The 26,474-nt window shown below is 58.7% G+C and carries 33 protein-coding genes; 12 read left to right on the plus strand and 21 right to left on the minus strand.

The window, feature by feature from the left end; translation table 11 throughout:
• The first annotated feature begins 54 nt into the window (after window positions 1–54).
• The 3 genes from IPK09_12575 (at window position 55) to IPK09_12585 (ending at window position 2,910) form a co-directional block, all read left to right on the plus strand.
• Window positions 55–714, plus strand: a complete 660-nt coding sequence (locus IPK09_12575) for a protein-L-isoaspartate O-methyltransferase (GenBank protein ID MBK7984448.1) — start codon at window positions 55–57, stop codon at window positions 712–714.
• Window positions 715–819: 105 nt separating this feature from the next.
• Window positions 820–2,340, plus strand: a complete 1,521-nt coding sequence (locus tag IPK09_12580) for a TolC family outer membrane protein (GenBank protein ID MBK7984449.1) — start codon at window positions 820–822, stop codon at window positions 2,338–2,340.
• A 39-nt stretch (window positions 2,341–2,379) separates the two neighbouring features.
• Window positions 2,380–2,910, plus strand: a complete 531-nt coding sequence (locus IPK09_12585; GenBank protein MBK7984450.1) for an RDD family protein — start codon at window positions 2,380–2,382, stop codon at window positions 2,908–2,910.
• A gap of 1 nt (window position 2,911) precedes the next feature.
• On the opposite strand, the gene lptG is transcribed toward IPK09_12585, so the two are convergent.
• Window positions 2,912–3,976 (minus strand): LPS export ABC transporter permease LptG, encoded by a 1,065-nt coding sequence (gene lptG, locus IPK09_12590; protein MBK7984451.1) that lies wholly within the window; start codon window positions 3,974–3,976, stop codon window positions 2,912–2,914.
• Window positions 3,973–5,103: an LPS export ABC transporter permease LptF gene (lptF, locus tag IPK09_12595; GenBank protein MBK7984452.1), complete on the minus strand. Its 1,131-nt coding sequence runs from the start codon at window positions 5,101–5,103 to the stop codon at window positions 3,973–3,975. The genes lptG and lptF overlap by 4 nt, the downstream gene beginning before the upstream one ends.
• 103 nt (window positions 5,104–5,206) lie before the next feature.
• Between lptF and IPK09_12600 the strand changes: the two genes are divergently transcribed.
• The 6 genes from IPK09_12600 (at window position 5,207) to IPK09_12625 (ending at window position 10,055) form a co-directional block, all read left to right on the plus strand.
• Window positions 5,207–6,715 (plus strand): leucyl aminopeptidase, encoded by a 1,509-nt coding sequence (locus IPK09_12600; protein MBK7984453.1) that lies wholly within the window; start codon window positions 5,207–5,209, stop codon window positions 6,713–6,715.
• 1 nt (window position 6,716) lies between these two features.
• Window positions 6,717–7,142, plus strand: a complete 426-nt coding sequence (locus IPK09_12605) for a DNA polymerase III subunit chi (GenBank protein MBK7984454.1) — start codon at window positions 6,717–6,719, stop codon at window positions 7,140–7,142.
• A gap of 38 nt (window positions 7,143–7,180) precedes the next feature.
• Entirely contained in the window at window positions 7,181–8,665 is a 1,485-nt protein-coding gene (locus IPK09_12610) for a DUF853 family protein (protein MBK7984455.1), read from the plus strand.
• Window positions 8,666–8,675: 10 nt separating this feature from the next.
• Entirely contained in the window at window positions 8,676–9,419 is a 744-nt protein-coding gene (locus IPK09_12615; GenBank protein ID MBK7984456.1) for a hypothetical protein, read from the plus strand.
• A 101-nt stretch (window positions 9,420–9,520) separates the two neighbouring features.
• Window positions 9,521–9,745: a DUF433 domain-containing protein gene (locus IPK09_12620; GenBank protein MBK7984457.1), complete on the plus strand. Its 225-nt coding sequence runs from the start codon at window positions 9,521–9,523 to the stop codon at window positions 9,743–9,745.
• On the plus strand, window positions 9,729–10,055 hold the full coding sequence (locus IPK09_12625) for a DUF5615 family PIN-like protein (protein MBK7984458.1): 327 nt from the start codon (window positions 9,729–9,731) through the stop codon (window positions 10,053–10,055). The genes IPK09_12620 and IPK09_12625 overlap by 17 nt, the downstream gene beginning before the upstream one ends.
• On the opposite strand, the gene IPK09_12630 is transcribed toward IPK09_12625, so the two are convergent.
• From IPK09_12630 to IPK09_12645, 4 genes are read right to left on the minus strand one after another with little or no spacing between them, the layout of a single operon-like run.
• Window positions 10,052–10,873 (minus strand): ABC transporter substrate-binding protein, encoded by an 822-nt coding sequence (locus IPK09_12630; GenBank protein ID MBK7984459.1) that lies wholly within the window; start codon window positions 10,871–10,873, stop codon window positions 10,052–10,054. The genes IPK09_12625 and IPK09_12630 overlap by 4 nt on opposite strands.
• 13 nt (window positions 10,874–10,886) lie before the next feature.
• The gene (locus IPK09_12635) at window positions 10,887–11,282 is read right to left on the minus strand and encodes an Rpn family recombination-promoting nuclease/putative transposase (GenBank protein ID MBK7984460.1); all 396 of its coding nucleotides are present in this window, start codon (window positions 11,280–11,282) and stop codon (window positions 10,887–10,889) included.
• Entirely contained in the window at window positions 11,273–11,389 is a 117-nt protein-coding gene (locus IPK09_12640; protein ID MBK7984461.1) for a DUF2887 domain-containing protein, read from the minus strand. Before IPK09_12640 ends, IPK09_12635 begins: the two co-directional genes overlap by 10 nt.
• Before the next feature lie 6 nt (window positions 11,390–11,395).
• Entirely contained in the window at window positions 11,396–12,412 is a 1,017-nt protein-coding gene (locus tag IPK09_12645) for an AraC family transcriptional regulator (protein ID MBK7984462.1), read from the minus strand.
• A gap of 234 nt (window positions 12,413–12,646) precedes the next feature.
• Between IPK09_12645 and IPK09_12650 the strand changes: the two genes are divergently transcribed.
• Complete coding sequence (locus IPK09_12650) at window positions 12,647–15,919, plus strand: methylmalonyl-CoA mutase family protein (protein ID MBK7984463.1); 3,273 nt, start codon at window positions 12,647–12,649, stop codon at window positions 15,917–15,919.
• A 100-nt stretch (window positions 15,920–16,019) separates the two neighbouring features.
• Here IPK09_12650 and IPK09_12655 read toward each other — a convergent pair whose 3' ends face one another.
• The 5 genes from IPK09_12655 to IPK09_12675 all read right to left on the minus strand — a co-directional run bounded on the left by IPK09_12655 (window position 16,020) and on the right by IPK09_12675 (window position 18,789).
• Entirely contained in the window at window positions 16,020–16,331 is a 312-nt protein-coding gene (locus IPK09_12655) for a helix-turn-helix domain-containing protein (GenBank protein MBK7984464.1), read from the minus strand.
• Entirely contained in the window at window positions 16,315–16,626 is a 312-nt protein-coding gene (locus IPK09_12660; protein ID MBK7984465.1) for a transcriptional regulator, read from the minus strand. Before IPK09_12660 ends, IPK09_12655 begins: the two co-directional genes overlap by 17 nt.
• Window positions 16,627–16,763: 137 nt before the next feature.
• A complete protein-coding gene (locus IPK09_12665) occupies window positions 16,764–17,243 on the minus strand; it encodes a hypothetical protein (protein ID MBK7984466.1) in 480 nt (159 codons plus the stop codon).
• 194 nt (window positions 17,244–17,437) lie between these two features.
• On the minus strand, window positions 17,438–17,875 hold the full coding sequence (locus IPK09_12670) for an ankyrin repeat domain-containing protein (protein MBK7984467.1): 438 nt from the start codon (window positions 17,873–17,875) through the stop codon (window positions 17,438–17,440).
• A 500-nt stretch (window positions 17,876–18,375) separates the two neighbouring features.
• Window positions 18,376–18,789, minus strand: a complete 414-nt coding sequence (locus tag IPK09_12675; GenBank protein ID MBK7984468.1) for a GFA family protein — start codon at window positions 18,787–18,789, stop codon at window positions 18,376–18,378.
• Window positions 18,790–18,965: 176 nt separating this feature from the next.
• Between IPK09_12675 and IPK09_12680 the strand changes: the two genes are divergently transcribed.
• Both IPK09_12680 and IPK09_12685 read left to right on the plus strand, forming a co-directional pair.
• Window positions 18,966–19,103, plus strand: coding sequence for a hypothetical protein (locus tag IPK09_12680; protein ID MBK7984469.1), 138 nt, complete (start codon window positions 18,966–18,968; stop codon window positions 19,101–19,103).
• 441 nt (window positions 19,104–19,544) lie between these two features.
• Window positions 19,545–20,036 (plus strand): CZB domain-containing protein, encoded by a 492-nt coding sequence (locus tag IPK09_12685; GenBank protein MBK7984470.1) that lies wholly within the window; start codon window positions 19,545–19,547, stop codon window positions 20,034–20,036.
• A gap of 4 nt (window positions 20,037–20,040) precedes the next feature.
• On the opposite strand, the gene tatC is transcribed toward IPK09_12685, so the two are convergent.
• The 10 genes from tatC to IPK09_12735 form a co-directional block, all read right to left on the minus strand.
• Window positions 20,041–20,802 carry a twin-arginine translocase subunit TatC gene (gene tatC, locus IPK09_12690; GenBank protein ID MBK7984471.1) on the minus strand — a complete coding sequence of 254 codons (762 nt, stop codon included), beginning with the start codon at window positions 20,800–20,802 and terminating at the stop codon, window positions 20,041–20,043.
• Window positions 20,799–21,254 carry a twin-arginine translocase subunit TatB gene (gene tatB / locus IPK09_12695; GenBank protein ID MBK7984472.1) on the minus strand — a complete coding sequence of 152 codons (456 nt, stop codon included), beginning with the start codon at window positions 21,252–21,254 and terminating at the stop codon, window positions 20,799–20,801. Before tatB ends, tatC begins: the two co-directional genes overlap by 4 nt.
• 20 nt (window positions 21,255–21,274) lie before the next feature.
• The gene (gene tatA, locus IPK09_12700) at window positions 21,275–21,532 is read right to left on the minus strand and encodes a twin-arginine translocase TatA/TatE family subunit (protein MBK7984473.1); all 258 of its coding nucleotides are present in this window, start codon (window positions 21,530–21,532) and stop codon (window positions 21,275–21,277) included.
• Between the two features lie 41 nt (window positions 21,533–21,573).
• The gene (locus tag IPK09_12705) at window positions 21,574–21,897 is read right to left on the minus strand and encodes a phosphoribosyl-ATP diphosphatase (protein ID MBK7984474.1); all 324 of its coding nucleotides are present in this window, start codon (window positions 21,895–21,897) and stop codon (window positions 21,574–21,576) included.
• A complete protein-coding gene (gene hisI, locus IPK09_12710; protein MBK7984475.1) occupies window positions 21,894–22,283 on the minus strand; it encodes a phosphoribosyl-AMP cyclohydrolase in 390 nt (129 codons plus the stop codon). Before hisI ends, IPK09_12705 begins: the two co-directional genes overlap by 4 nt.
• Complete coding sequence (gene hisF / locus IPK09_12715; protein MBK7984476.1) at window positions 22,280–23,053, minus strand: imidazole glycerol phosphate synthase subunit HisF; 774 nt, start codon at window positions 23,051–23,053, stop codon at window positions 22,280–22,282. The genes hisI and hisF overlap by 4 nt, the downstream gene beginning before the upstream one ends.
• Entirely contained in the window at window positions 23,053–23,790 is a 738-nt protein-coding gene (gene hisA, locus IPK09_12720) for a 1-(5-phosphoribosyl)-5-[(5-phosphoribosylamino)methylideneamino]imidazole-4-carboxamide isomerase (protein ID MBK7984477.1), read from the minus strand. The genes hisF and hisA overlap by 1 nt, the downstream gene beginning before the upstream one ends.
• Window positions 23,791–23,831: 41 nt before the next feature.
• Entirely contained in the window at window positions 23,832–24,470 is a 639-nt protein-coding gene (hisH, locus tag IPK09_12725) for an imidazole glycerol phosphate synthase subunit HisH (protein MBK7984478.1), read from the minus strand.
• Between the two features lie 33 nt (window positions 24,471–24,503).
• Window positions 24,504–25,094, minus strand: coding sequence for an imidazoleglycerol-phosphate dehydratase HisB (hisB, locus tag IPK09_12730; protein ID MBK7984479.1), 591 nt, complete (start codon window positions 25,092–25,094; stop codon window positions 24,504–24,506).
• 241 nt (window positions 25,095–25,335) lie between these two features.
• Window positions 25,336–26,346: a cytochrome-c peroxidase gene (locus IPK09_12735; GenBank protein ID MBK7984480.1), complete on the minus strand. Its 1,011-nt coding sequence runs from the start codon at window positions 26,344–26,346 to the stop codon at window positions 25,336–25,338.
• Between the last annotated feature and the right edge of the window lie 128 nt (window positions 26,347–26,474).

The following is a 26,474-nucleotide window of genomic DNA, read 5'->3' on the forward strand; positions in this document are numbered from 1 at the left end:
GGTCGTCCCCGCTAAAACTTACAAAAAACCACCCAGCGTTGACAGGACCCGAACATGACCGCATTCAATTTCGAACAAGCGCGCCACAACATGATCGAACAGCAAATTCGGCCCTGGGATGTGCTGGACCAACAAGTGCTGGATACCCTCGCCCGCGTGCCGCGCGAGGATTTCGTGCCGGAACGCTACCGCAATCTGGCCTTCAGCGATGTCGCCATCCCGCTCGGCCACGGTGAATTCATGTTCAAACCCACGGTCGAGGGTCGGTTGCTGCAAGCCCTGGCGGTCAAACCGAGCGATCTGGTGCTGGAAGTCGGCACCGGCAGCGGCTATCTGACCGCCTGTCTGGCGCGGTTGGCCACCAGCGTGGTCAGCGTGGACATCGTGGCCGACTTCACCGACGCCGCGCGTTCCAAGCTGAAAACCCACGGCGCGGCCAACGTGGTGCTGCATACCGGCGACGCCAGCCGTGGTTGGAGCGGTCATCGCTACGACGCCATCGCCGTCACCGGTTCGGTGGCCGATGTCGCCGACGACTGGCGGCAGAGCCTGCGTTTGGGCGGACGCTTGTTCATCGTGGCCGGCAAGCCGCCGGTCATGGAGGCGCTGCTGATCACCCGCACCGGCGAGCGGGAATGGCTGCGGGAAAGCCTGTTCGACACCGAACTTCTGCCCTTGCGCAACGTAGCGCCCACCAAGGCTTTCGTCTTCTGACCGGCAGCGACCCGTTTCCGATTCGGCCAACCTCGACAACGCGCGGCCCAGGAGTGGTATATTAGAGATTGTTAACATACTCACTCACAGGAGATGCCGTCACTCATGCCCAAACTCTCTTGTCTGGTGTTGGCCGGCTTGGCCGCGGCGGTCTGCGGCCAGCCGACGTGGGCGGAGGACCTGCTGTACGTCTACCGCCAGGCCCAAGACAGCGATCCGGTGCTCAAGGCCGCCACTGCCAGTCGCGACGCGGCGCAGGAAGCCAAACCGCAGGCGCGGGCCTTGTTGTTGCCCAACATGGGAGTCTCGGCCGAGCAAGGTTATAATTTTGGGATTGAAGGCGCGGCGCCAAGACCGTCATCAGCCGACAACCATACCTACGGGATCAGGCTGGTTCAGCCGCTTTATAACCGGGGCCATCAAGTCCGGCAACGGCTGGCGGAGGCGACGGTCGGCCAAGCCGACGTCAATCTCGGCAACGCCCGCAACGAGCTGGTGCTGCGGGTCTCGCAAGCCTATTTTGGCGTGTTGGCGGCGTTGGACAATCTCAGCTACGCCACGGCCGAGAAGAACGCCTTCGCCCGTCAGCTCGAACAAGCCAACCGCCGTTTCGAGGTGGGGCTGGCGACCATTACCGACGTTTACGACGCCCAGGCCCGCTTCGACGCCGCCGTTTCCCAGGAAATCGAAGCCATCAACCAACTGGCGAACGCGCGCGAGGCCTTGCGGCAGTTGACGGGCCAGGATTACGCGCAACTCAATTCGTTGACCGAGCGAATGCCGCTGGTGCTGCCCGAACCGCACAATCCCGAAGAATGGGTGCGGATGGCGTTGGAAAACAATCTGAGCTTGCGCGCCACCGCGTTCGATGTCGATCGGGCGCGAGAGAACGTCAAACTGCAAAAGGCCGGCCACTATCCGACGCTGGACTTACAGGCCGGCCGGGTCGACACCGATAACGGCGCCAACAGCAATCTCGCCAGCAGCCAGCTCAACCTGCAACTGACCATCCCGCTCTACAGCGGCGGCGCGGTGTCCTCGCGCTCCCGCGAGGCGGCCTACAACTACGAAGCGTCCCGACAAAGCTTGGAAAACCAGCAGCGCGAAACCATCCGCATCGTTCGCAACGCCTATCGCGGTCAGGAGACCGCCATCAGCCAGATCAAGGCGCTCGATCAGAGCCGCGTCTCCACCCGCAGCGCCTTGGAGGCCAATCAAGCCGGTTACGAGGTCGGCACTCGCACCATCGTGGACGTGCTAGACGCCGAACGGAACGTGTATCTGGCCGAACGGAATTATGCCGCCGCCCGCTATTCCTACGTCACCAACTATCTGACGCTGCGCCAAGCCGCCGGCCAGTTGTCGGAAGCGGACATCGCGGAACTCAACCGTTGGCTGGGCCCCCCCCGTTCGACCAGCGGCGAACCGGTTGCCACCGCGCCACCCCCACAACCCGCCAAACCGGGCAGCGCCAAGAGCGGCGCCAGCAACGCTAAGGCGCCCGTCTCGGCCAAGCCCGCCGACAGCGAGCCGACGGCCGCCAACAAACGGCCGCGCAAAACGAGCGGATCAAGTTCGGAGCAGTCCACGCCGGCGGGCAAACCGCCCGCGAACGGATCGAACTAACCGGGTCGACACCTTACCTGACCTGCGACTTAATCCTCGATGAACGCCGAGGTGGCACGGGCTTGTTCCGTTACTCCCCTAGCCCCGGCCCGGCTGCCGCGCCGGCTGGCGGCCATCGTCTATGACGGCCTGCTGCTGGCGGGCGTGTTGCTGGTCGCGACCGCGCTGGCCTTGGGGTTGGCGGTGCTGGTGGTCGGCGGCGAAAGCGCCAAGCAGCACAGCCCGCTCCAAGGCAATCCGTTTTTTTCGAGCTATTTACTGTTTGTGTGTTTTTTCTTCTTCGCCGGTTTTTGGATTCACGGCGGCCAAACTCTGGGAATGCGCGCTTGGCGGTTGCGGGTCCAACGGCGCGACGGTCGGGGCATCGGCTGGTGGCAGGCGTTGCTGCGCTTTCTAAGCGCCGGAATCTGGCCGGTTCCGGTCGCCGCTTATCTGTATCGGGTTCTCGGCGTCGGGGTCGGCCCCAGTCTAACCGTCGGCGTGGCTTGCCTGGTCCTGGTGCTGGCGCTGCGCCTGCCCGACCGGCTGTCGGAAACGGAACTGGTGGTGCTACCCAAGCAACAGCGCTAAATCAGCGCAAGCGATGCAGCGCGAAAAATCCCACGCCCAAGAACAGCAGCGCCGGCAAGATCGCGCCCAGCAGCGGCGGGTAACCGTACAACAGCACCACATTGCCCAACAGATAGTTGGCCAAAAAGAACGCCAGTCCGAGCAGCAACCCCACCAGCAGCCTCTGACCGATTCCAACCGAGCGCTGCGGGCCGAACACGAACGGCATGGCGACCACCAGCATCGCCAAATAAACCAGCGGCGCCAGCAGTTTGCGCCACAAGGCCAACCGGTAGCTTTGGGCATCCAACCCATTGCGTTCCAGATAATCGACGTACACCCACAAATCGCGAACCGATAGATTGCCGGGGTCGGCCGCCAGCACATCCAGAATTTTCGGACTGACGGCAGACGTGATGACCAAGCTGTTCAACTGCTCGGTGTGCACCGTATCACCGTTCAGAGTGCTGCGGTCGATGCCTTCCAACACCCAGCGGCCTTCCTGATAGCGCGCTCCTTGGGCGGCGGTGACGGTTTCCAGCTGGGACTCGGGACCGATCTTGAAAATATGGATATCCGACAGCCGGATGCCGGGCAGCACCGCCCGGACGTGAACGAAGTAGTCGCCATCGCGCACCCAGAAACCGCGCCCGCCCCGAATCGCCATGCCCTCGCTCTTGGCGGCGGCGCGCTGTTCGCTGGCGCTCTGCTCCAGAGGCGGCGCGACGAACTCGCCGACCAGCAACACCGCCAGACTCAGCACCAGCCCGGTTTGCAAGACGGAGCGGGTCAATTGGCTCAAGGACAAGCCGGCGGCGCGCATGACGATCAATTCGCTACCGCCGGCCAGCGCGCCCATGCCCAGCAAGGCGCCGACCAACAGCGCCATCGGAAATAGCTCGTACAAGCGCTGAGGCTGAATCAGCAGCAGGAACCGCAGCACCGCCGCGAAATCGTAGGCACCTTTGCCCACCTCCTCCAGTTCCACCAACAGGCTAAGGAACATTTCCAGCAGCAGCAACACCAGCAAGGCCACCAGGGTCGTGCTGGCGACCGTGCGGAAGATGTAACGATCGAGAATCCTCATGCCGCGCCCGCCCGGTCGATTGCGGGGCGGCGGAGCAGCCGCAAGCCGCGGCCGCGCGCGTAGTAATGCAACAGCAAACCGACGCCTAACAGCACGAACAGACCGTGCACCCACCACAGACCCAAGGCGGGGCCGACGCGCCCGTGGCTCAGCCAGGACTCGCCGACCCCGATCAAATTGAAATTGATCGCATAAATCAGCACCGCCGCGACGATTCGACCGTAACGGCCCTCGCGCGGTTTGGCGCGGGCCACCAACGGCGCCCACAGGGCAATGATCAGCACCTGGATCGGGCTGTTAAGGCGCATCTGGAATTCCGCCACATGATCGGGTTCGACCGAGCCCAGCAATTGCTGGGTCGGCAGCGTCTCCCGATGCTTCCATTCCTGGCGCGGCGGCGCGGTATCCACCCGCACCGTGGCGCGCTCGAAACGCAACATCTCGTAATCGCCCCGACCGGGCGTACCTCGATAGCGGTGACCGTGATCGAGCACGATGTGGCGAATGCCGTCCTCATCAATTTCCTGATGGCCGCTCTCGCCGGTGGTGATACTGAGATCGCCGTCCGGCTCGCGGGTCTGAACGAAAATATTGCGGAGCTCGTGCTCCCCCAAAGCACCGATGTAGACTACATGGCGACCTTGCAGCACTTCTCGGAAGGTCCCCGGCGTGAACATCGATACCTCGGCTTCCTTGCGGGCCCTGGCCAGCGCCTCGAACTGCAACTCCATGGTGAGCGGCACCAGAACCAGTGACAGACCGGCCGTGACCGCCGCCACCGGAACCGCCAGTAGAAACACAGCCCGATAGATCGATAAAGGCCCGTAACCGCAAGCGGCCAGCGCGGTCATCTCGTGATCGCGGTACAAGCGCCCCAAGCTCAGCATGATGCTCAACAGAAACGCCAGCGGGATCAGGATGACCATGAAATGGGTGGCCTGTAGACCGATCAACAGGAAGATGGAATCCCGAGCCAACAGGCCGTTGGCGGCCTTGCTGAGATAGCCGGCGAGGCGATGGCTGAGCACCATCGCCAACAACACCAGCACGGTCGCCAGCAGGGTCAGGCCGATCTCGCGGATCAGATAGCGGTCGATGATGGACGGCAGGCCCGCTAGCGTTCGCATTCGAGCAACTGTGAGACGCGGCGGTTTCTGGTTAAACTCATCCTGATAGCAACCTTATTTTGCAGTAGTAACATCACACGTCGACTACGGGAGTGGCCTAGCGATGGATTTTTCGGTCAAGAGCGGCAATCCAGAAAAACAGCGCACCGCCTGCCTGGTGCTGGGCGTTTACGAATCCCGGCGGCTGACCCCGGCCGCCGAACAGTTCGATAGCGCCTGCGGCGCCTATCTCGGCAACCTGCTGCGCCGGGGTGATCTGGAAGGCAAACCGGGCCAGTCGCTATTGCTGTTCAACATCCCCGAGGTTTCCAGCGAGCGGGTGCTGTTGATCGGCTGCGGCCGGGAGCGCGAGATCGACGACCGCCGTTTCCGCAAGATCGCCGCCCACGCCGCCGCCGCGTTGAACGACACCAGCGCCAGCGACGCGGCGATCTATCTGACCGAGCTGCCGGTCAAGGGACGCGATCTCAATTGGAAAATCCGCCAATTCATCGAAGCGTTCGAAGCGGCGCGCTACCATTTCGATCAGCTCAAAAGCAAAAAGGACGCCCCGCGCCGCTTGTTGCGCAAGATTATACTCAGCGTACCCGGTCGGCGGGAACTGTCGGGCGGCGAACAAGCCGTGCGCGAAGGGTTGGCGATCAGCGCGGGGACGGCGCTGGCCAAGGATTTAGGCAACTTGCCACCCAACATCTGCACGCCGAGCTATCTGGCCGAACAGGCCCAGGCGCTGGCCCGAGAGTTTCCGCCCTTGCGGGTCAAGGTGCTGGAAGAGGATGAGATGGAACACTTGGGCATGGGCGCCTTGCTGTCGGTGACCCACGGCAGCGCCCAGCCGGCCAAATTGATCCGGCTGGAATACCGCCAAGGACCGGCCAAGGAAAAACCCTACGTACTGGTCGGCAAGGGCGTGACCTTCGATACCGGCGGCATCTCGCTCAAGCCGGGCGAAGGCATGGACGAGATGAAATTCGACATGTGCGGCGCGGCCAGCGTGCTGGGGACGCTGCGGGCCTGCGCGCAATTGCAACTGCCGCTGAACGTGATCGGCCTGATGCCGACCGTGGAGAACATGCCGGGCGGTCGGGCCAGCCGGCCGGGCGATATCGTGACCAGCCTGTCCGGTCAGACCGTCGAAATCCTCAACACCGACGCCGAAGGTCGGCTGATCCTGTGCGACGCGCTCAGCTACGCCGAACGTGACGAACCGGCCGCCGTGATCGACATTGCCACCTTGACCGGGGCGTGCATCATCGCGTTGGGCCGACATCCGCACGGCTTATTCAGCAATCACCCGCCCTTGGCGAACGCGCTTCAGGCCGCCGGCCACGCCGCTTACGACCGCGTGTGGGAGCTACCGCTGTGGGAGGACTACCAGGAAGGGCTGGACAGCAATTTCGCCGATATGGCCAACGTCGCCAGCAGTCGGGACGGCGGCGCGATCATGGCGGCTTGTTTTCTATCGCGCTTCACCAAGAAATATCATTGGGCGCATCTGGACATCGCCGGCACCGCTTGGAAAACCGGCAAGGCCAAGGGCGCGACCGGCCGGCCGGTGCCGCTGTTGACGCAATATTTGCTGGATCGAGTGGCTGAAACCAAAGGAAAGTGACGTGTCGCGTGTCGATTTCTACGTGCTGTCCGACCAGAAAGACAATGGCCGGGCGCTGCTGGCCTGCCGCTTGATCGACAAGGCCTACACGCTCGGCCATACGATCTACTTGCTCGCCGCGTCCGACTCGCACGCCGCGGCGCTGGATGATTTATTGTGGACCTTCCGGCAGGACAGTTTCATCCCGCACGAACGTTATCCGTTAGAGGGTGAGGGCGATTCTCCGGTGCTGATCGGCACGCGGTTGCCGGCCGACCGAGCCGCGCAAGTGCTCATCAACTTTAGCGATGCCCTGCCCGACGGTTTCGAGCGCTACGAGCGCGTGGTGGAACTGGTGGACCAGACGCCTGAGGTACTGGCGAAATCCCGCGAGCGATTCCGGCAATATCGCGAGCGGGGCTTGACGCCGGAAACCCATAAGCTGTAATCCGATTATCCATCATCACGCTTTAGAGAAGGACGACCATGAACGATATCTACGTGGGCAAAGGCGAGCGCGACGTTTACTTGCTAGGCAAGTACGCCAACCGTCACGGTTTGATCGCGGGCGCGACCGGAACCGGCAAATCGGTATCGTTGATGGTGTTGGCGGAGGGTTTCTCGCGGTTGGGCGTGCCGGTGTTCCTGGCCGATGTCAAGGGCGATCTGGCCGGGCTGAGCCAGCCGGGTCAGCCCAATGAAAAATTGCAAGCCCGCTTGCAGCAATTGGATATTCGGGATTGGGCGGGGCAAGCCAATCCGGTGGTGTTTTGGGATGTGTACGGCCAAAACGGCCATCCGGTGCGCACCACGATGTCCGAGATGGGCGCACCGTTGCTAGCGCGGGTGTTGGAACTGAACGACACCCAGGAAGGCGTGCTGACGGTCGCTTTCAAGGTGGCCGACGACAATGGTCTGTTGCTGCTCGATCTGGATGATCTGCGCTCGATGCTGGGCTTCGTGGCGGAGAACGCCAAGGAAATTTCGGGGAAATACGGTTTGGTCAGCACCGCCTCCATCGGCGCGATCCAACGGGCGCTGCTACAGTTGGAGCAAGAAGGGGGCAACCAGTTCTTTGGCGAACCGGCCCTCAATCTCGCGGATTTCCTGTACCGGGACACGAGCGGGCGCGGCGTCATCAACGTGCTGGCCGCCGAGCGGCTGATTCATAAGCCCCGGCTATACGCCACCTTTTTGCTGTGGATGCTGTCGGAGTTCTTCGAAAATCTACCGGAAGTAGGCGATGTCGATGTTCCCAAGCTGGTGTTTTTCTTCGATGAGGCGCATTTACTGTTCGCCGACGCGCCCGATTCCTTGCGCCAGCGCATCGAACAGGTCGTGCGCTTGATCCGCTCCAAAGGCGTGGGTGTCTATTTCATTTCGCAGTTGCCCGATGACGTGCCGGAGCAGGTGCTCGGACAGCTTGGCAACCGCATCCAACACGCCTTGCGCGCGTTTACCCCGCGCGATCAGAAAGCCGTTCGAACCGCCGCCGAGACTTTCCCGCCGAACAAGGGTTTGAACGTCGAGCAGATCATCACCCAACTCGGCGTCGGCGAGGCGTTGGTGACAACCTTGCAGGACGGCGGCGTGCCGCTGCCGGTGGAGCGCACCTTGATCGCGCCGCCGCGTTGCCGGATCGGTTCGATCAGCGCGCAGGAGCGGGCCAACGTGCGGCAACTGTCGCCGATTGGCGGTAAGTACGATACGCCGGTCAACCGCGAATCAGCGCACGAACGGCTCCAGCAACGCGCGCAAGCGATGGCGATGGCTGAACCCAGCAGAGGTAAGGCTCAGGCGTCTCAGCCGCAGGATGAGGGCATCGGCGGTTTGGTGAAGGATTGGTTGCTGGGTAACGGTCGTCGGCAGGGCGCAATTGAAGCGATGGCGAAATCCACCATGCGCACGGTGGGCAATCAATTAGGGAAGCAGATTTTGCGCGGGATACTAGGAAGTATTACGAGACGGTAATACTAGTCGCATGGCAAAACTTGAAAAATATCTACCGTTTGTTAGCTTGGCGGTAAGCATACTAGCGCTTATCGTTGCATATAGTACTCACCTAGAGCGAACCGCATTTGATCGAGCTCAGAGTAAATCAAATATAGTTATCCAAGTTGAGCGCGATATAAACCAAAAAAACATTACTTTTGAGAAATATGAGGGCGATCCTGAATTCAGCGCTATTTTTAAGCAGCGATATAATTTAATAATTAACAACATTGGGTTTCGACCCGCTTCTATTATAAACTGGAGTGTCCTTGGAAAGCCTTTCATAAGGACACCCTATAGTACTAGAAACGCATATGGAAGCTATCAAGGTATGGGTCCATTGTTTTTTACAGAAGACGATATACCAATTAAATTGCCGCTTACAATAGAACCTAACAAGCCTCAAAAGTTCATTATCTTAGTTGGGGTAAGAGTTCCTAAAATTGCTTGGAAAGCAGTTGTTCATAAATTAGAGATTGATAAAGAATATAATTATTATGAAGCTGAAGCGATATTTTCTGAATATAATTATTCTCAATTTGGTCAATATCAGTTACATAGCGTTCCGAATGAAAAAACTTATAGAAAAGGTCTATATTATCAATATTTTATCTTTTATTTAACAAAAGGCGATGGCTCAAATATTACTGCTAAATTTTCACCAAATATTAGTGGCTACCTTATACAAGGTGAAAATATAGGGACATCGGGGGAAGACATATCAGTTGATTGATTCTTTATGCGAATTCTTGCATCAAATTACAAGTAAATTTATCTGTCTAAATGGGTTCTAAATTACAGATTAAATTCTAAAAGGTAATTGAGAGATTTCATATGGTTACACTTGATGGTATTACGCATCGCCATCCCGAAATACTGAGTGGAGTATCTGTATTTGTGGGAACTCGTGTTCCTGTTCGCTCCTTGTTTGACTATTTGGAAGGTGGCGATACGCTAGAAGAATTCTTGCGGCAATTCCCATCTGTTAAACGCGAGCAAGCTATCGCCGTTCTTGATGCCGCTTACGAGTCGATCACGGCTGATGCGTATTCTGCTTGATGAAAATATTCCGTTTGACTTCGCCAAACTGATCTCTGAGCCTGAAGTGACAACGCTCCATGTCCATAGCCTTGGTTGGTCGGGACTTAAAAACGGTGAATTGCTTCGTCGTGCGGCCACTGTATGCGACGTGTTTGTCACCCTTGATCGAAACTTAGAATTTCAGCAGAATATCAAAGTATTATCTTTTGGCGTCGTAGTCGTGTTTGCGCGATCCAATCGCCTTGTTGATCTCATTCCATACATCAATGGCATATTGGAAGCAGTGCATCGTGTCAGGCTGGGCCAAGTTGAGAAAGTTGGCGTCTAATTCGGATCGTCTTTTTGGTCGGCCAACTGCCTCAAATACCGCAACCCCTGAATCGCCCGACTGCCATACCAAGAAGTCATTTCCCCGTCGATCAGCCGCAATTTTTCCAGCGGACACGCATAATCGCGGGCGAAGATTTCTAAATCTTCCGGCAGAAACCGATACGGTTCGCTGCTGAACAGAACTAGATCGACTGAATCCAACAGCGTCGGCGTGATTTCCAATTTCGGATAGCGCGCTTCGGATTCGACCGGCCAGGTTTCCCAACCCACCAACGCCAACATCTTGGAAATGTAAGTTTCGCGGCTGATCCCCATCCACGGCTTGCGCCAGATCAAATACAGCACCCGCCTCCGGGGCCAAACGGTTTGTCGCACTTGCGCCAGCGCCTGATTGCACCTCCCAACCAACGCCTCCGCCTCCGCCGCTCGGTTGAAAATGCCCCCGATCAACCGAAACAGCGGCACGTTATCCTCCGGGGTCAACGGATGGGTGACGATGACCTTAAAACCATCGGCCATCAATCGTTCCGCCAACTCGCGCGGATTCTCGTCGATGTTCACAATGACATGCGTCGGTTGCAGCGCTTGCAAGCGGGCGTAACGAACTTTCTTGGTGCCGCCGACGCTCGGCAATTTCGCCACACGATGCGGCGGATGAACGCAATAATGGGTGCGGCCCACCAACTGCTCGCCCAGCTTCAACACAAACAGCAACTCGGTGATGCTCGGCACCAGCGATACAATTCGGGCAGATGCGGCGACAGGCGCATGACGCACGCCGATAGCATCAGTCAGATAGTCCGGTGATTTCTCCATCCGGCAAGTGACTTCAAGAAGAAGCTGGGTCGGTTTGAGCGTCCAGCCAAATGGCCAGATCGTCCACCGTCTGAAAGTCGAGCAAGGCTTCCGCCAAACTTTCGGCAGTCGCCAGTGGCAGACGGCGGATCTTGCGGGTGTGTTTGGCCGGCAAACGGCCAAGATGGCGTTGTAGCAGCTTCAAAATTAATGCTACACATTCTTCCTGCCGGCCCTCCTGCCGGCCCTCTTGGCGACCTTCCTGCCGGCCCTCTTGATGGCCTTCGGCAAAAACTTCCTGATAAAAAACGCTTTTCTTTAAATCAGCGTGCGTGAATCCGAGCATGGCTTGGATCTCCTGTCGAGTCAGCTTGGGTAAACGATAGACCAGAATAGTTTCGATGAGGTCCAGCACTTCGGCTAAAGGCAAAGGCGAAAATCGTAACCGGCAGGATTGGCGACCGTGACGCCGGCCAGCTCCAAAGCCAGCGTCGGCAAAGTATGGAAGATTCGATAAAACAGATTGTCCGTTTTCATCGGCCGTCACCCGCCGAAATGCCGGCCGTTGTCTCGAAAGGATTCCGGCGTGGCTCCCGTCCACTGCTTGAACGCGCGTGAAAAACTCTTTTCACTGAGAAAGCCCACCGCCCGCGCGATTTGCTTGATCGGCTTGGACGTGCGATGGAGCAATTCGACCGCTCGCTCCCGCCGCACCTCATCCTTCAACGCCTGCAACGAGGCCCCCTCCTCCTGCAACTGTCGGTGCAGCGTTCGGGACGAAACATGCAATTCCCTGGCGATCGATTCCCCGGTATGTCCACCCTCCGGTTGCGCTTTCAACAGCTCCCGCACTCGCTGCACCAGCAAGCGATCCCGTCGGTAAGGAAACATCGTCAACGGCAAGGCTTGCTGGAGCATCTTGTTCAAAGCGCGGTCGTCGCGTCGGACCGAGAGCGCCGCATATTGCGGATCAAAACTAAGTCTGGCCAGCGGCGCGCGAAAGTGCAGCGGGCCAGGGAAAAGCGTCTGATAAACGCTGAGATGCTCTGGGGCATTGAAGGGAAAGCAGGTTTCCAGCAATGGAATACGCGAATTGATCAACCAGCACGCATAACCCAAGATATAGCGAAACAGTGTCGCGAAACAGAATTCCGCCACCTCGCCCAAGTTTCGGTTGGCTTCGATGGCGACCGACGCAGCTTGCGGATCGACGGAAAAATGCAGCGTGATATCGTCCGCCAACAGCCGATGATGCCGGCACCACCGCTTCAAGGCGATTTCCAGAGTGGGCGAGCTGAGCGAGGCCCGACACAACATTCCATAACTCCCCCAAGGCAAGCGGCGCGCAAACCAGCCCAGCGCCTCGTCGTCCAGTTCCTTGATGGCGATGCCAAACAGGGTTTGCATTTGCCAGCCGGTCACCCGATTGGCGGGGTCTAATAAAAATTCTGGCGTAATTCGCGACCGCCGCAAAGCAGGATTGGGGTCTTTGCCATAACGTCGATAAGCGGCGGTAATCGCTTGGATAAAAGCGACAGGGGTTACGGAGACCTCAGGCATAAGACTCTACTCGTTCAATCCATCGGCCCGTTGCATATTGAATAACAAGCCTATTTCAAGATGGCGAAAATTGCGCCCTTATTGGCAAAGAGACTGGCGAAAATTGCAACTAGATTGGCCATTATCGCCAACGGTTTATCACTATTATTAGTGTCAGTTCCAGACCCAACGCTGGCAGCGCACATGAAAAGCGTATGATTGTTGTCCATAACAAACGACAGGAGAACCCACCAAATGTCCGCGGTCGTCAGTCAGTTTAAATCCCCCTCGCCCGGCGTCGATAAGGCCATACTTCGGAACAAAATCCGTTTTGTGACCGCCACCAGCTTGTTCGACGGCCATGACGCCTCCATCAACATCATGCGCCGCATCCTCCAGGGCAGCGGCGCGGAAGTGATCCATCTCGGCCACAACCGCTCGGTGGAGGAAATCGTCACCGCCGCCCTGCAAGAGGACGCCCAAGGCATCGCCGTCAGCTCCTATCAAGGCGGTCACGTCGAATTCTTCAAGTACATGCTCGACTTGCTGCGCGAACGCGGCGGCGAGAACATCAAGGTGTTCGGCGGCGGTGGCGGCGTGATCGTGCCGGAGGAAATCCGCGAGCTGCACGACTACGGCGTGACTCGGCTGTTCTCGCCGGAAGACGGTCAGGCGCTGGGTTTGCAGGGCATGATCGACCACATGCTGACGGTCTGCGACACCGACCCCGGCCAATACGCACCCAAGACGCTGGACGAGATCAAGGCCGGTGACTGGCGAGCCTTGTCCCGGTTGATTACCGCGTTGGAAAATCGCACGGTCGCCACCGATTTGCGCCAGCAAATTCTCAACGAAGCCAAGGCCCGCACCGTGCCGGTGCTGGGCGTCACCGGCACCGGCGGTTCCGGCAAATCCTCGCTGACCGACGAGCTGGTGCGGCGCTTCCGACTCGATCAGGACGACCGGCTGAAGATCGCGGTCATCGCCGCCGACCCGTCGCGGCGCAAGACCGGCGGCGCGCTGCTCGGCGACCGCATCCGCATGAACGCCATCAGCGGCCCCAATCTGTACATGCGCTCGCTGGCGACCCGCGCCGCCGGCAGCGAAGTGCCCGAAACCCTGGGTGAAATCATCGCCGCCTGCAAATTGGCCGGGTTCGACCTGCTGATCGTGGAAACCTCCGGCATCGGTCAGGGTGACGCCGCCATCGTGCCGCTGGTGGATCGTTCGCTGTACGTAATGACCCCGGAATTCGGCGCGGCTTCCCAGTTGGAAAAGATCGACATGCTCGATTTCGCCGATGCGGTGGCGATCAATAAATTCGACCGCAAGGGCGCGGAAGACGCGCTGCGCGACGTGCGCAAGCAGGTGCAACGCAACCACAAAGCCTTCGGTCAGTCGCCCGATGACATGGCGGTCTATGGCACCATCGCCGCCCGTTTCAACGACAACGGGGTAACGGCGCTCTATCAGGGCCTGGTCAGCTTGCTGCGCGACAAGGGCCTAAAACTGGCGCCGGGCCATTTGCCGGCCGCCGTGGGAAAGGCGTCAACCAGTAAGACCGTCATCGTCCCAGCGGCGCGCGCCCGCTATCTGGCTGAAATCGCCGATACCGTGCGCGACTATCACCGGGAAGTAAACAAGCAGGTCAAGCTGATCCGCCAGCGCCAGCAGTTGCGTTCGGTGATGAGCTTGTTGGAGGCCGACGGCAAATCGACCGCCGACCTGCAACCGCTGCTCGACAAGGTGGAACTCGAAGTCGATGCGCACGCTCGCAAGCTGGTCGATATGTGGCCGCAGGTGAAGGAAAGCTACAGCGGCGACGAGTACGTGGTGAAAATCCGCGACAAGGAAATCCGCACCAAACTGACCACTCGCTCGCTGTCCGGCAGCCGGATTCCCAAGGTGTCGCTGCCGCGCTTCGACGAACACGGCGAGCTGTTGCGCTGGATGATGCTGGAAAATTTGCCCGGCAGCTTCCCGTACACGGCGGGTGTGTTCGCCTTCAAGCGGGAGAACGAAGACCCGACCCGGATGTTCGCCGGCGAAGGCGACCCGTTCCGCACCAACCGCCGCTTCAAGAAATTGTCCGAACACGCCGAGGCCACCCGGCTATCCACCGCTTTCGACTCGGTGACGCTGTACGGCTTCGACCCGAACGAGCGGCCGGACATCTACGGCAAGGTCGGCAATTCCGGGGTGTCCATCGCCACGCTGGACGATTTGAAGGTGTTGTATTCCGGCTTTGAGGTGTGCGCGCCCACCACCTCGGTGTCAATGACCATCAACGGCCCGGCGCCGATCATCCTGGCGATGTATTTCAACAACGCTTTCGACCATCAGATCGCGAAGTTCGAGCGCGACAACCACCGCCCGCCGACCGACGACGAGATTGAGAAGATCAAGCTTTGGGTCTTGAAAAACCTGCGCGGCACGGTGCAGGCGGACATTCTCAAGGAGGATCAAGGCCAGAACACCTGCATCTTCTCGACCGAATTCGCGCTGAAGATGATGGGCGATATTCAAGAATATTTCGTCCATCACGGCGTGCAGAATTTCTATTCGGTGTCGATCTCCGGCTATCACATCGCCGAAGCCGGGGCCAACCCCATCTCGCAACTGGCGTTCACCCTGGCCAACGGTTTCACCTACGTCGAAGCCTATCTGGCGCGCGGGATGCACATCGACGACTTCGCGCCCAATCTGTCGTTCTTCTTCAGCAACGGCATGGACCCCGAATATTCGGTGATGGGCCGGGTGGCGCGGCGGATCTGGGCCACCGCGATGCGCTACAAATACGGGGCGAACGAGCGCAGCCAGAAGCTGAAATATCACATCCAAACTTCTGGCCGCTCGCTGCACGCCCAGGAGATGGATTTCAACGACATCCGCACCACGCTGCAAGCGCTGATCGCCATTTACGACAACTGCAACTCCTTGCACACCAACGCCTACGACGAGGCGATCACCACCCCGACCGAGGAGTCGGTGCGGCGGGCGATGGCGGTGCAGCTCATCATCAACCGGGAATGGGGTTTGGCCAAGAATGAGAACCCGAACCAGGGCGCGTTCATCATCGACGAGCTGACCGATCTAGTCGAAGAAGCGGTGATGCAGGAGTTCGAGCGGATCAGCGAGCGCGGCGGGGTGCTGGGGGCGATGGAAACCGGCTACCAGCGCGGCAAGATCCAGGAAGAATCGTTATATTACGAAACCATCAAACACGATGGCAGCTTCCCGATCATCGGCGTCAACACCTTCCGCAACCCGAACGCCAAGCCCGATGAGGTCAAGATCGAGCTGGCCCGTTCCACCGACGAGGAAAAGCAAAGCCAGTTGCGGCGGCTGCGCGATTTCCAAGAGCGCAACCGCAAGGACAGCGGCCCGATGCTGGCGCGGTTGCGGCAAGCGGCGATCAACAACGAAAACCTGTTCGCGGTGCTGGTGGAGGCGGTGCGCTGCTGTTCGCTGGGGCAGATCACCACCGCGCTGTTTGAGGTCGGCGGGCAGTATCGGCGGAATATGTAGGCTGTGACGGCTTAACTCGACCTTTTGACCCCTTTCCAGCGCTGAGACCTGGCGCTGGGAAAGCGCGGTTGTTTGGACGTACTGTTGCTGAAGCGTCGTGCTAGGCCGTCAATTCTCGTAACACTTCAGGGTGACGCTCGGCTACCTTAATCAAGGTTCTTGCCGCGCCCGACGGCTGACGCCGCCCCTGCTCCCAATCCTGCAAGGTGCGAACGGATACACCCATCAAGGATGCGAACTGCGCCTGTGACAGACCAGCAGCCGTGCGAGCAGCAATAACGGGCGAATAGACAACTGTTCCCTGACCTGCTTTCATTTCTCGGATGGACTGGAGCAAATCAGCGTGAAAATCACGCCCTTCTTCAAGGGCGGCTAATTCAGCATCAGTCATCGGTTTAGTGGTCAAGGGCATGTTTGATCTCCAGCAATTGCATCGCGGTCATTGAGTCCCGCTCGGATTTCGCGTAGAGCAGAAGTAGCACAATTTCTCCAGCAGCGTTGTGGGTGAAGTAAATGACTCGGACGCCGCTGGATTTACCTGAACCTGCGCGACTCCAACGCACTTTACGCAAGCCGCCTGTGCCTTGGATGACATCGCCCGCCTCCGGGTTTTTAGCCAGAAAAGCCGCAAATTCACCACGCTCGTCCTCGTGCCAATAACGCGGCCAGAGTTTCGAGAACAAAGGGGTTTCAATAACGGTGCGTATGAACTCAATCATACGGCTAAGCCGTATGATCTGCAACCACCCTTTTGAGGATAAACCTAACGTAGAAGTGAGCGGGCTGCGCGGCATTTCGCGCAGGCCGGTGAAATGATGGGTTCGCCATCAACAAATACCATCGGTTATTTGTATATCTTTTTCGAGTTGGCGGTTATTAACTCGACCACTCCGCCGCCTTCTCGGCTCACAAGCGTTGTTTTATCACCGTCTCCGAAAACAGGGTTTCCAGAATTCTCAGCAATTTTTGAAAATTTGACCGTTTTTCCACCAGTCTTGACATCTACATAAAGCTGATCACCGGATTCCTCATAAAAAGCAACGGATATTTTTTCCCCGCTAGCACTCTTGAGATCCACCCAGTACTTCCGGGAATTCATTTCGGCTTCGTTGTCATTAAAGCGTTTGATGTTTTCGGCATTCGGTTGGACGGATGGCGGCGACACACTGGCTTGTTCTTTAGGGGGTGTGGAAATAGTGGTTTGCTGCGCTGCTGGCTGAGTAGCTTGAGAAGTATTGGCAGAAAGCGCGTTGTCTGACGGCTTGCATGCTGCAATACTACTGGCAACCACGGCAATAATGCTCCATGTAGTAATGCTTTTCATGAAAAAACCTCCATTGCAAAAGTGAAAAAACTGGGTGAGCCAAAAGTATAAGATAGTGCTTTAGGGGCTAAGCGCCTTGCTTTGATGAGGGGGCCGGAAAGAAGGATCAGGCCGAATTTACGATCGCTAACGCGCCGATGAGCGGCGCTGGAGCGCGCAGCGCGGAGGCGTCCGCTCCATTGGCTGGTTATGCGTCATTTCGGCTTCCGCCGAGACGCGATTGGCGGACCGACGGTTTTGAGTACAGCTACATGTGCGCCCTTTCCGTGTTCGTGGGCCGCATCAATTGGTAGTCGATTTCGCTTATCCGGGACGGTTGGATCAGCGCCAGCTTCGACGAGAGCTCGTATCGTATCGACATTGCCGTGGCTCGCCGCCCAATGCAGCGGTGTAACCCCGTCCTGATTTTGGAGGTTAGGGTTCGCTCCTAGCATAAGGAGACAGCGAACGACGGCCGCGTGCCCCCAAGCTGAGGCTCCAAATAGTGCGGTCTCGCCGATAGAGTCTGCCCAGTTCACATCGGCGCCAGCGGTTACTACGTGCTTAACCTGTTCGAGGTCGCCGGACCATGCAGCGCCGTGGAGCTCAGACTCCGCAGCTCCGTCAGCGGCCGTAAGCATGTCGTTAGTCATGACGCATAACGGGGCGGCGGATAACCGGCGAGCCCGGACAAAATGCAATTTTGGACGGGCGAAGTCCGGTTCATCCGCGTGGTTGTGCGGCGCTTCGCGCCGCGCAAGCCGCGGATGCTTATCCGCCGCCCCGTTGTCGCGGGCGCGAAGCGTCCGCGACAACAAATGATTATGCGATTTTCGCATATATACTGAAAATCGCCCACTCTAGAAATAATCTACTGATTTTTATAAATTTTTACTAGGGACATAACTACAAGCACAAGTCTTGTTATTCTAGAAAATTGCCGTGCGCTTCGTTTCTCCAGGCAAGGTGCAGCGGATTTTCGTTAAGCAATGTGCCAGACATTGGAAATACAGTGACGGCGCATTATGCCGCCAATTCCCGTAACACTTTAGAGCAACATCCGGCCACTTTAACCAGTCGGTAGCGCGAAGCGGAGGCGCGCCTATAGACTACCGCTTGCGCAAGCTGCACACACTGCCTGCGACTGGATAGGCTATTTTGGAGGTTGAGGTTGGTGCTCTACTGTCTCCAGGGCTGGGTCAAGACAGGCCCAGCGAGGCGCACTCGCCACCCAAATATTCATGTCCGGCTTAATTGATGAGGGATCATCCAGATTACCGACGCGCACGACCCGAAACTGTGGCCTTGTCGCCACTTTGCCGAAAAGGTGCGAGCCACAACTTGGACAGAATTGCCTGGTCACCTCATCACCGCTATCTGCCTTCTTCGTATATTCGGAAAGCGGCCCAGAAACAACAAGATCTTCAGTGCGCACCAGTAGATTGACCGATCCATTCGCCGCCAGATGCTGGCAGTCCCGGCACCAGCAGATACGAGTTGCAAGAGGTTCAGCGGTCAGCGTGAAACTCACTGCCCCACAGAGGCAGCGTCCTGTTTTCTCAGTCATATAAAGCACCTCGATTGATTGGGTCAGAATTCGTGAGATGACGAATGATGATCACCTCTACACACTACGCTACCCAAGATGACAGCAAAGCTCAACCGACAACCGCAAGAGGCAATAGATAAGCTGCGAAAACGAAAAGACTGAAAGCCTTAGCGACTGATATTGGTTTGATCAACATGATTGTGCGGTGCGTAAGACGCTACAAGAACAAGAAGCTGTTTGCGGTGTTGGTCGACGCGATGCGCTGCTGCTCGCTGGGGCAGATCACCACCGCGCTGTTTGAGGTCGGCGGCCAGTATCGTCGGAATATGTAAAATCCCGCCGAATGCCGGTTAAATGTGGATTTAGCCGGGTTTTTTTGTCCTTGAAGGACAAAGACGCCCGGCGAAGACCTACGACGAATCGGCCGATCGAGCCGAACGAGGATTTTTCTACGGGGAATCTCTAAAGCCTGACGGTTGGCGGCCGATAACAGCTATGACTATCTTCCGCAATTCGAACCTTCAACCGGATCGGATCAAGATCGAGCGGAGCCGCGTCACCGACAGCTGTTGCCCGCTGGAACAAGACCACTGCGGCGCTGTTCGAGAGCGGCGGGTAGTATCGCGGGAACAGCGACGCCACGTTACCCGCCCGTCAGCTAGAATTTTATGGAAATGAACGACCTAACTGGGGCTCAATGACCTTACTTTCCCATGGCATGAGCTAAGCTTTATCTCGTTCGGACGTTGGTTCCAAAATCGGGAGGATCAACCATGGCTTTCAAACAATGGCTCATCGAATTTCTCAACGGCACGCCCGAAGATCAGAAGGATCGGGCCTCGACTCCACCGCCCGTGGCCGATCTCTTAGAGGAAGAGGCCGCCGGCCTCAATTTTCGTACCGCGATCGAAGCGCATCAAAAATGGAAAGCCCACTTACAGGCTCTGATCGTTGATGACCTGCTTGACGATCTCTCTGTCGAGGACGTCTCGCGGGATGATCGCTGTACGCTAGGCATGTGGATTCATGGAGCCGGCAAGAAACGATTTGGCCGGGACATTCTCTTTAAAGCGCTTGAAAAAAATCACGCCCATTTCCATATCTGCGCCGGCCAAGTTCTGAAAACCGCCTTGGCCGGCAATAAGGACGACGCGCAAGCGGCCCTTAAAACCGGCGATTTCGCGCGGGCGTCGCAGACCATTATCCTGAGCCTCGCTCAGATGTATAACAAAGCGGCCGAACCGCATTCCAAGCCCAACAAGTGAGGCGTCATTCCTGCTTCCCGCCGGCGGCTGTGGCCATCGGAGCCTCCTGACGCCGCAGCAGCAGGCGCGAAATATAGATGCCCGCTTCAAATAACAGCCACATCGGCATCGCCAGCAGCGTTTGCGAAATCACATCGGGCATCAGCAGCATCCCGATGACGAACACGCCGACGATCACATAGGATCGCTTGGCGGCCATCGCCTCCGGGGTGAGAATGCCGGCCAAGGCTAGAATCACGGTCGCGACCGGCACCTCGAACGCCACCCCAAACGCGAAGAACATCATCATCACGAAATCGAGATAGCGGTTGATATCGGTCATGATCGCCACGCCTTCTGGCGCGGTGTGAGTGATGAAGTAGAAGAAGACCGGCATGATTCCAAAGTAAGCGAACGCCATCCCGCAATAAAACAACAGCGTGCTCGACAGCAAAATCGGCAGCACCATGCGCTTCTCGCGCTGATACAGCCCCGGCGCCACGAACGCCCAGATCTGATAAAACGTCCACGGCACGGTGATAAAGACCGCCAAAATCAACGTGAACTTGAGCGGGGTCAGAAACGGCGATAGCACATCGATGGCGATCATGCTGCTCTGCGCCGGCATATAGCGGGTCAACGGCTTGGCGAGCGCGGTATAGATCGGATTGGAGAACGGCGACAGGCCCACGAACACCAACAGGATGCCGCTCGCGATGCGGATCAAGCGGGTGCGTAATTCAAGGAGATGGCTGACGAGCGGCTGCTCGCGGTCGACGTCGGTCACGAGCTTGGATCGGCGGGCGGTAATGAGGGTGTGGGCGAGTCGACCCGTTTTGGATCGTTCTTGGCCAATTGAACAGGTGCGGGAATTGGGGCAGCGGCCGCTGGCGCCGGACTGGGGATGGCCTCAGGCGGCGGATCGGTCGGCAAGCTCGGCCGCCAGCCGGGCGGCGGGCCAGGGTCGTTGAATTCCGCTTGAATGTCGCGCTCCAAGGATTTGACTTGCTCGGACAACTCTTTCAAGCCACCGAGATTGGCCTGCTGGCGAAACGATTGCTTGAGTTCGTCCAACTGCAACTCGCGATCCACTTCCGCCTTGACGTCGGCGACCATCCGTCGCGCCTTGCCCAACCAAAAGCCGGCGGTACGCGCCAAGCCCGGCAGCTTTTCGGGACCGACCACGATCAAAGCCACCACGGCGACCATGACCAGCTCCCAGAACCCCATTTCAAACATGAGAGTTCGATCTCAACCTATCAGACCTTTTCGCGATCCTTGGCCAGCGGATCGCGCGTTGTCGCGACGGTTTCGACGCGCTCCTGAAAAACGGCGTCCTGTTCAAGCTTCTTGGGGTCTTCCTCGGCTGTTTCCGGTTTGCCGCCTTCCTTCATGGAATCGCGGAAGCCACGAATCGCCGAACCCAAATCCGAACCTAAATTGCGCAACCGGCTACCGCCGAACAGCACCAGCACGATGACCAAAATCAGCAGTAATTCCCAAATACTAAAATGCATGAGGTTTACCTCGTATGATGGGAGAGCCGGACTGAAAAAACTCAGCCGGTGACGCGGCCGGCTTTTTCGGTCAGACCGGAGGTACCGAAGCGGCGGTGCAATTCGCTCAACACCGCATCGGGGCCAAGCCCCTGATGCGCCAGCATGACCAGCGTATGAAACCACAAATCGGCGGTTTCATGCACCAAGTGTTGAGCATCGCCGTTCTTGGCGGCCAACAGGGTTTCGGCGGCTTCTTCACCGACTTTCTTGAGGATGGCGTCCAAGCCCTTGGCGTACAGGCGAGCGACGTAGGAACTGTCGGGATCGGCGTGCTTGCGCGCTTCCAAGGTCGCCGCCAGCTCGCGCAGAATCTGATCGCTCATGCGCCGTACATCTCGCGCGGGTCTTTCAAGACCGGATCGGTGACCACCCATGCGCCGTCGCGAAACTCCTCGAAAAAGCAGCGTTGTCGACCGGTATGACAAGCGATGCCGCCGATTTGTTCGATTTCCAACAGCAATACGTCATGGTCGCAATCCATCCGGAGGCTTTTGACCTTCTGCGTGTTGCCGGACGTTTCCCCCTTGTGCCACAGCGCTTTGCGAGAGCGCGACCAGTACACCGCCTCACCGCATTCCACCGTCCGTTGCAAGGATTCCCGATTCATCCAGGCCATCATCAGCACCCGGCCGCTGTCAGCGTCCTGGGCGATGGCGGGAACCAAACCGTCCGCCGTCCATTTGATGCGTTCCAACCAATCGTCGTTCATAGTCTCACTTCAATGCCGCGCGCTTGCAGGTGGCGCTTGGCTTGTTCGATGGTGTATTCGGCAAAGTGAAAGATGCTGGCCGCCAGCACCGCGTCGGCCTTGCCGAGCAGGATGCCGTCCGCCAGGTGATCGAGCGTGCCGACGCCGCCGGAGGCGATCACCGGAATGCTGACCGCCTCGCTGACAGCGCGGGTCAGTTCCAAATTGAAACCGCGCTTGGTGCCGTCGCGATCCATGCTGGTCAGCAAGATTTCACCGGCCCCGTAAGCGTTCATCCGCCGCGCCCAGCCCACCGCGTCGATGCCGGTCGGCTTGCGTCCGCCGTGGGTGAAGATTTCCCAGCGCGGCGTCTCGCCGTCCTGATGCACCGCCTTGGCGTCGATGGCGACCACGATGCACTGGTTGCCAAAGCGCTCGGCGGCGTCGCGCACGAATTCGGGTCGGGCGATGGCGGCGGTATTGATCGACACCTTGTCGGCGCCAGCGTTCAACATCCGCCGCACATCGTCCAAGGTGCGGATACCGCCGCCCACGGTCAGCGGGATGAAGACCTCACCGGCAACCTGCTCGACCACGTGCACCATGGTTTCGCGGTCGTCGGAGCTGGCGGTAATGTCGAGGAAGGTGATCTCGTCCGCACCCTGCTGGTCGTAGCGGCGGGCGATTTCCACCGGATCGCCGGCGTCGCGGATTTCCACGAACTTGACGCCCTTGACCACTCGGCCCCGGTCCACGTCCAGACAGGGAATGATGCGTTTCGCCAGCCCCATCAAGCGCTCTCCCCGGCGGCGATCTGCTGGGCGGCGGCGAGGTCGATGGCGCCATCATACAGCGCCCGACCGATGATCGCGCCCGTGATGCCTTCTTTTTCGACCGCGCACAACGCCTTCACATCGTCCAGGGTGCTGACGCCGCCGGAAGCGATGACCGGAATGCTGACGGCCTGCGCCAGCCGGACCGTCGCCCCGACGTTGACGCCTTGCATCATGCCATCGCGGCTGATGTCGGTGTAGACGATGGCCTCGACCCCGTAACGCTCGAAAATCTGCGCCAGATCGATCACGTTGTGCTTGGACAGTTTGGACCAGCCGTTGACCGCCACCCGTCCGTCCTTGGCGTCCAATCCGACGATGATGTGGCCGGGATACTCCAGGCACAGATCGCTGACGAAATGCGGGTCTTGCACCGCCTTGGTGCCGACGATGACGAACTGGACGCCGGCGTCGAGATACGCTTCCACGGTTTGCTCGTCGCGGATGCCGCCGCCGACCTGAACCGGCAGTTCGGGAAACGCCGCGACGATGCGGCGGATCACTTGAGCGTTGACCGGTTGGCCGGCGAAGGCCCCGTTCAAATCCACCAGATGCAAGCGGCGGGCGCCCGCCTCCACCCAGCGCGCGGCCATCGCCACCGGGTCATCGGAAAAAACCGTCGAATCTTCCATGCGGCCCTGGCGTAGCCGGACGCACTTACCGTCCTTCAAATCAATCGCGGGTATCAGCAACATAGCGGCGTTCTTCCAAAAACCAACCGATCGGGATTAAGTTCTCAGGGGTTCCAACCCGCAAAATTAGCTAGCAGGCGCAATCCCGCCTGCGCGCTTTTTTCGGGATGGAATTGCACGGCGAACATGTTGTCGCGCGCGATGGCTGATGCAAAACCGAAGCCATACTCGGTTCGACCCGTCACCAGCGCGGCGTCCTCGGGTTGCAGATAGTAGCTGTGAACGAAATAGAAGCGGCTGTCCTGGGGAATGCCCCGCCAGAGCGGATGCTCGCCCAGCTGATGGACCTGGTTCCAGCCCATGTGCGGCACCTTGAGCCGTTCGCCGGAGTCGGGATCGCGCAAATCGCCAAACCACACCACCCGCCCCGGCAATACGCCCAGGCAGTCGATGCCGCCGTTCTCCTCACTGAAGCTCAACAGCGCCTGCGGTCCCAGGCACAGGCCGAGAAACGGCTTGCCCAGCGCGCTTTCACGGACCACGTCGAGCAACTCCCAGCGCGCCAGTTCCCGCATACAGTCGCGGATCGAGCCTTGGCCGGGGAACACCACCCGGTCGGCCCGCAAGATGTCGCGGCGCTCCTGGGTGACGCTGATCCGCGCGCCGGGGGCGACGTGCTCGAGCGCTTTGGCGACGGAGCGCAAATTGCCCATGCCGTAGTCGATGATCGCGATGTGAGTCATGCGGAAAACTCGCAAAAGCAGGACAGGAGGGCCTTACAGGCTGCCTTTGGTGGACGGCACGCCGGCGGTGCGCGGGTCGGGCTCGACCGCCATCCGCAGCGCGCGACCGAAGGCTTTGAATACGGTTTCGGCGATGTGATGGGCGTTGCGGCCGCGCAGGTTATCGATGTGCAACGTCACCAGCGCATGATTGACGAAGCCCTGGAAGAACTCGCGGAACAAATCCACATCGAACTCGCCGATGCGCGCGCGCGGGAATCCGACATCGTACTCCAGACCCGGCCGCCCGGAGCAATCCAGCACCACTCTGGAAAGCGCCTCATCCAGCGGCACGTAAGCATGTCCGTAACGGCGGATGCCGCGCTTGTCGCCCAGGGCCTGTCCGACCGCCTGCCCCAAGGTGATGCCGATATCCTCGACCGTGTGATGGGCGTCGATGTGCAGATCGCCGCGCGCTTCGATGTTCAGATCGATCAGGCCGTGGCGGGCAATTTGATCGAGCATGTGATCGAGAAAGGGCAAGCCGCTGACGAAGCTGGCACTTCCAGTACCGTCCAAGTCGACCCGCACCTGAATCTGGGTTTCGAGGGTATCGCGCTTGACCGTTGCGATGCGTGCCGACATGCGAGTTCGCTTGCTGTGCTTGAAAGGGACAAAAGCAATTCTACATAAAAACTGAGTATAGCCCAGCGTACCGCGCTTGAAAGCGTTGGCTTTTGGGAAAATTGGCAGCGTGCAACAGCCATTCGGGCAGGATGCGGGAATTTCAAGCCCCGCTGGCGGAAAAAGCGCGAAACTCGATCCGAGCTGGGCGCTTGCAAAAAATAACCGGCGCTGAAAGCGCCGGTCCCATTCACGCTGAAAATCAGTTCTCAGTGATCAAATCGCCGGGCGTCGGCGGCAGCATCGGCATGATTTGTTTCGGAAATTCACCGTTCAGTGCGCCCAGAAAGGCCACGATATCCTTGACTTCCGTATCTTTCAGATCCTTGTTGAGCTGAACCTTGGCCATCACCCGAACCGCCTCATCCAGGCTCTTGACCGCCCCGTTGTGGAAATACGGCGCGGTATAAGCGAGATTCCGCAAAGTCTGCACCCGAAACATCTGCTTGTCTTCGTCCTTTTTGGTGACATCGGCGCGACCTTTGTCTTCGAGCAACCGATACTGAGCGTCGTACACGCTGCCGGGGAAAGTGGGGAATTTCATGAAGAAACCCTGCCCCGCCGGCATGTTGTGCGAGCCGTTGAAGGCCGGCCCGGAATGGCAAGCGGTGCAGCCGGTCTTGGCGAAGGTTTCCATGCCCCGCACCTGCTGCTCGGTCAGCGCTTTCTTGTCGCCCTTGACGTAACGGTCGTAGGCGCTGTTGGGCGTGATCAAGGTCCGCTCGTAAGCGGCGATGGCCTTGGCGGCGTTGTCCATGGTCATGACCTCGCCCTTGCCGAACGCCGCTTCAAAATGAGCCTGATAACCCGGAATTTTCTTGACGCGGCCGATGGTGGCGTCCAAATCCTGCATGCCCATTTCGATGGGATTAGTCGGAGGACCCTTGGCCTGTTCTTCCAGCGAAGGCGCGCGACCATCCCAGAACTGCGCCGAATTGAAGGCCGCGTTCCACACCGTCGGCGCGTTGCGACCGCCGACCTGGCCGTGGACACCGATGGAGGTCGGCCGGTGATCGTCGCCACCTTCCATCACGTTGTGGCAGGAAAAACAGGAGATATTGCCGGTCGACGAGAAACGAGTGTCGAAATACAGCATCTTGCCGAGCGTCACCTTGGCCTCGGTGGTCGGATTGTCGGCGGGCGCCGGCGCGGTTTCCGGCAAGGCTTGCCATTGGCTATCGGCGGCAAACGCTACTCCGGCCAGCGTTGCCATACTAAAAAACCAGGGAACAAAACGAACGCTCATGACGCTTCCCTCTTGTTCATGTCGGTTAGGAGTGAATTCGTTGGCTGCCTCGCGGCTGGTTTCGCCTGAATCACATTGGGGCTAGAAAGGAGAAT

Source organism: Candidatus Competibacteraceae bacterium (assembly GCA_016713505.1).
In the GTDB taxonomy this organism is placed as follows: Bacteria; Pseudomonadota; Gammaproteobacteria; order Competibacterales; family Competibacteraceae; genus Competibacter_A.

Coding starts and splice junctions, on each gene's coding strand:
- IPK09_12575 (MBK7984448.1), top strand. CDS start 55: ATGACCGCATTCAATTTCGAACAAGCGCGCCACAACATGATCGAACAG.
- IPK09_12580 (MBK7984449.1), top strand. CDS start 820: ATGCCCAAACTCTCTTGTCTGGTGTTGGCCGGCTTGGCCGCGGCGGTC.
- IPK09_12585 (MBK7984450.1), top strand. CDS start 2,380: ATGAACGCCGAGGTGGCACGGGCTTGTTCCGTTACTCCCCTAGCCCCG.
- lptG (MBK7984451.1), bottom strand. CDS start 3,976: ATGAGGATTCTCGATCGTTACATCTTCCGCACGGTCGCCAGCACGACC.
- lptF (MBK7984452.1), bottom strand. CDS start 5,103: ATGCGAACGCTAGCGGGCCTGCCGTCCATCATCGACCGCTATCTGATC.
- IPK09_12600 (MBK7984453.1), top strand. CDS start 5,207: ATGGATTTTTCGGTCAAGAGCGGCAATCCAGAAAAACAGCGCACCGCC.
- IPK09_12610 (MBK7984455.1), top strand. CDS start 7,181: ATGAACGATATCTACGTGGGCAAAGGCGAGCGCGACGTTTACTTGCTA.
- IPK09_12615 (MBK7984456.1), top strand. CDS start 8,676: ATGGCAAAACTTGAAAAATATCTACCGTTTGTTAGCTTGGCGGTAAGC.
- IPK09_12620 (MBK7984457.1), top strand. CDS start 9,521: ATGGTTACACTTGATGGTATTACGCATCGCCATCCCGAAATACTGAGT.
- IPK09_12625 (MBK7984458.1), top strand. CDS start 9,729: ATGCGTATTCTGCTTGATGAAAATATTCCGTTTGACTTCGCCAAACTG.
- IPK09_12630 (MBK7984459.1), bottom strand. CDS start 10,873: ATGGAGAAATCACCGGACTATCTGACTGATGCTATCGGCGTGCGTCAT.
- IPK09_12640 (MBK7984461.1), bottom strand. CDS start 11,389: ATGAAAACGGACAATCTGTTTTATCGAATCTTCCATACTTTGCCGACG.
- IPK09_12645 (MBK7984462.1), bottom strand. CDS start 12,412: ATGCCTGAGGTCTCCGTAACCCCTGTCGCTTTTATCCAAGCGATTACC.
- IPK09_12650 (MBK7984463.1), top strand. CDS start 12,647: ATGTCCGCGGTCGTCAGTCAGTTTAAATCCCCCTCGCCCGGCGTCGAT.
- IPK09_12655 (MBK7984464.1), bottom strand. CDS start 16,331: ATGCCCTTGACCACTAAACCGATGACTGATGCTGAATTAGCCGCCCTT.
- IPK09_12665 (MBK7984466.1), bottom strand. CDS start 17,243: ATGAAAAGCATTACTACATGGAGCATTATTGCCGTGGTTGCCAGTAGT.
- IPK09_12670 (MBK7984467.1), bottom strand. CDS start 17,875: ATGACTAACGACATGCTTACGGCCGCTGACGGAGCTGCGGAGTCTGAG.
- IPK09_12675 (MBK7984468.1), bottom strand. CDS start 18,789: ATGACTGAGAAAACAGGACGCTGCCTCTGTGGGGCAGTGAGTTTCACG.
- IPK09_12680 (MBK7984469.1), top strand. CDS start 18,966: ATGATTGTGCGGTGCGTAAGACGCTACAAGAACAAGAAGCTGTTTGCG.
- IPK09_12685 (MBK7984470.1), top strand. CDS start 19,545: ATGGCTTTCAAACAATGGCTCATCGAATTTCTCAACGGCACGCCCGAA.
- tatB (MBK7984472.1), bottom strand. CDS start 21,254: ATGTTTGAAATGGGGTTCTGGGAGCTGGTCATGGTCGCCGTGGTGGCT.
- tatA (MBK7984473.1), bottom strand. CDS start 21,532: ATGCATTTTAGTATTTGGGAATTACTGCTGATTTTGGTCATCGTGCTG.
- IPK09_12705 (MBK7984474.1), bottom strand. CDS start 21,897: ATGAGCGATCAGATTCTGCGCGAGCTGGCGGCGACCTTGGAAGCGCGC.
- hisI (MBK7984475.1), bottom strand. CDS start 22,283: ATGAACGACGATTGGTTGGAACGCATCAAATGGACGGCGGACGGTTTG.
- hisF (MBK7984476.1), bottom strand. CDS start 23,053: ATGGGGCTGGCGAAACGCATCATTCCCTGTCTGGACGTGGACCGGGGC.
- hisA (MBK7984477.1), bottom strand. CDS start 23,790: ATGTTGCTGATACCCGCGATTGATTTGAAGGACGGTAAGTGCGTCCGG.
- hisH (MBK7984478.1), bottom strand. CDS start 24,470: ATGACTCACATCGCGATCATCGACTACGGCATGGGCAATTTGCGCTCC.
- hisB (MBK7984479.1), bottom strand. CDS start 25,094: ATGTCGGCACGCATCGCAACGGTCAAGCGCGATACCCTCGAAACCCAG.
- IPK09_12735 (MBK7984480.1), bottom strand. CDS start 26,346: ATGGCAACGCTGGCCGGAGTAGCGTTTGCCGCCGATAGCCAATGGCAA.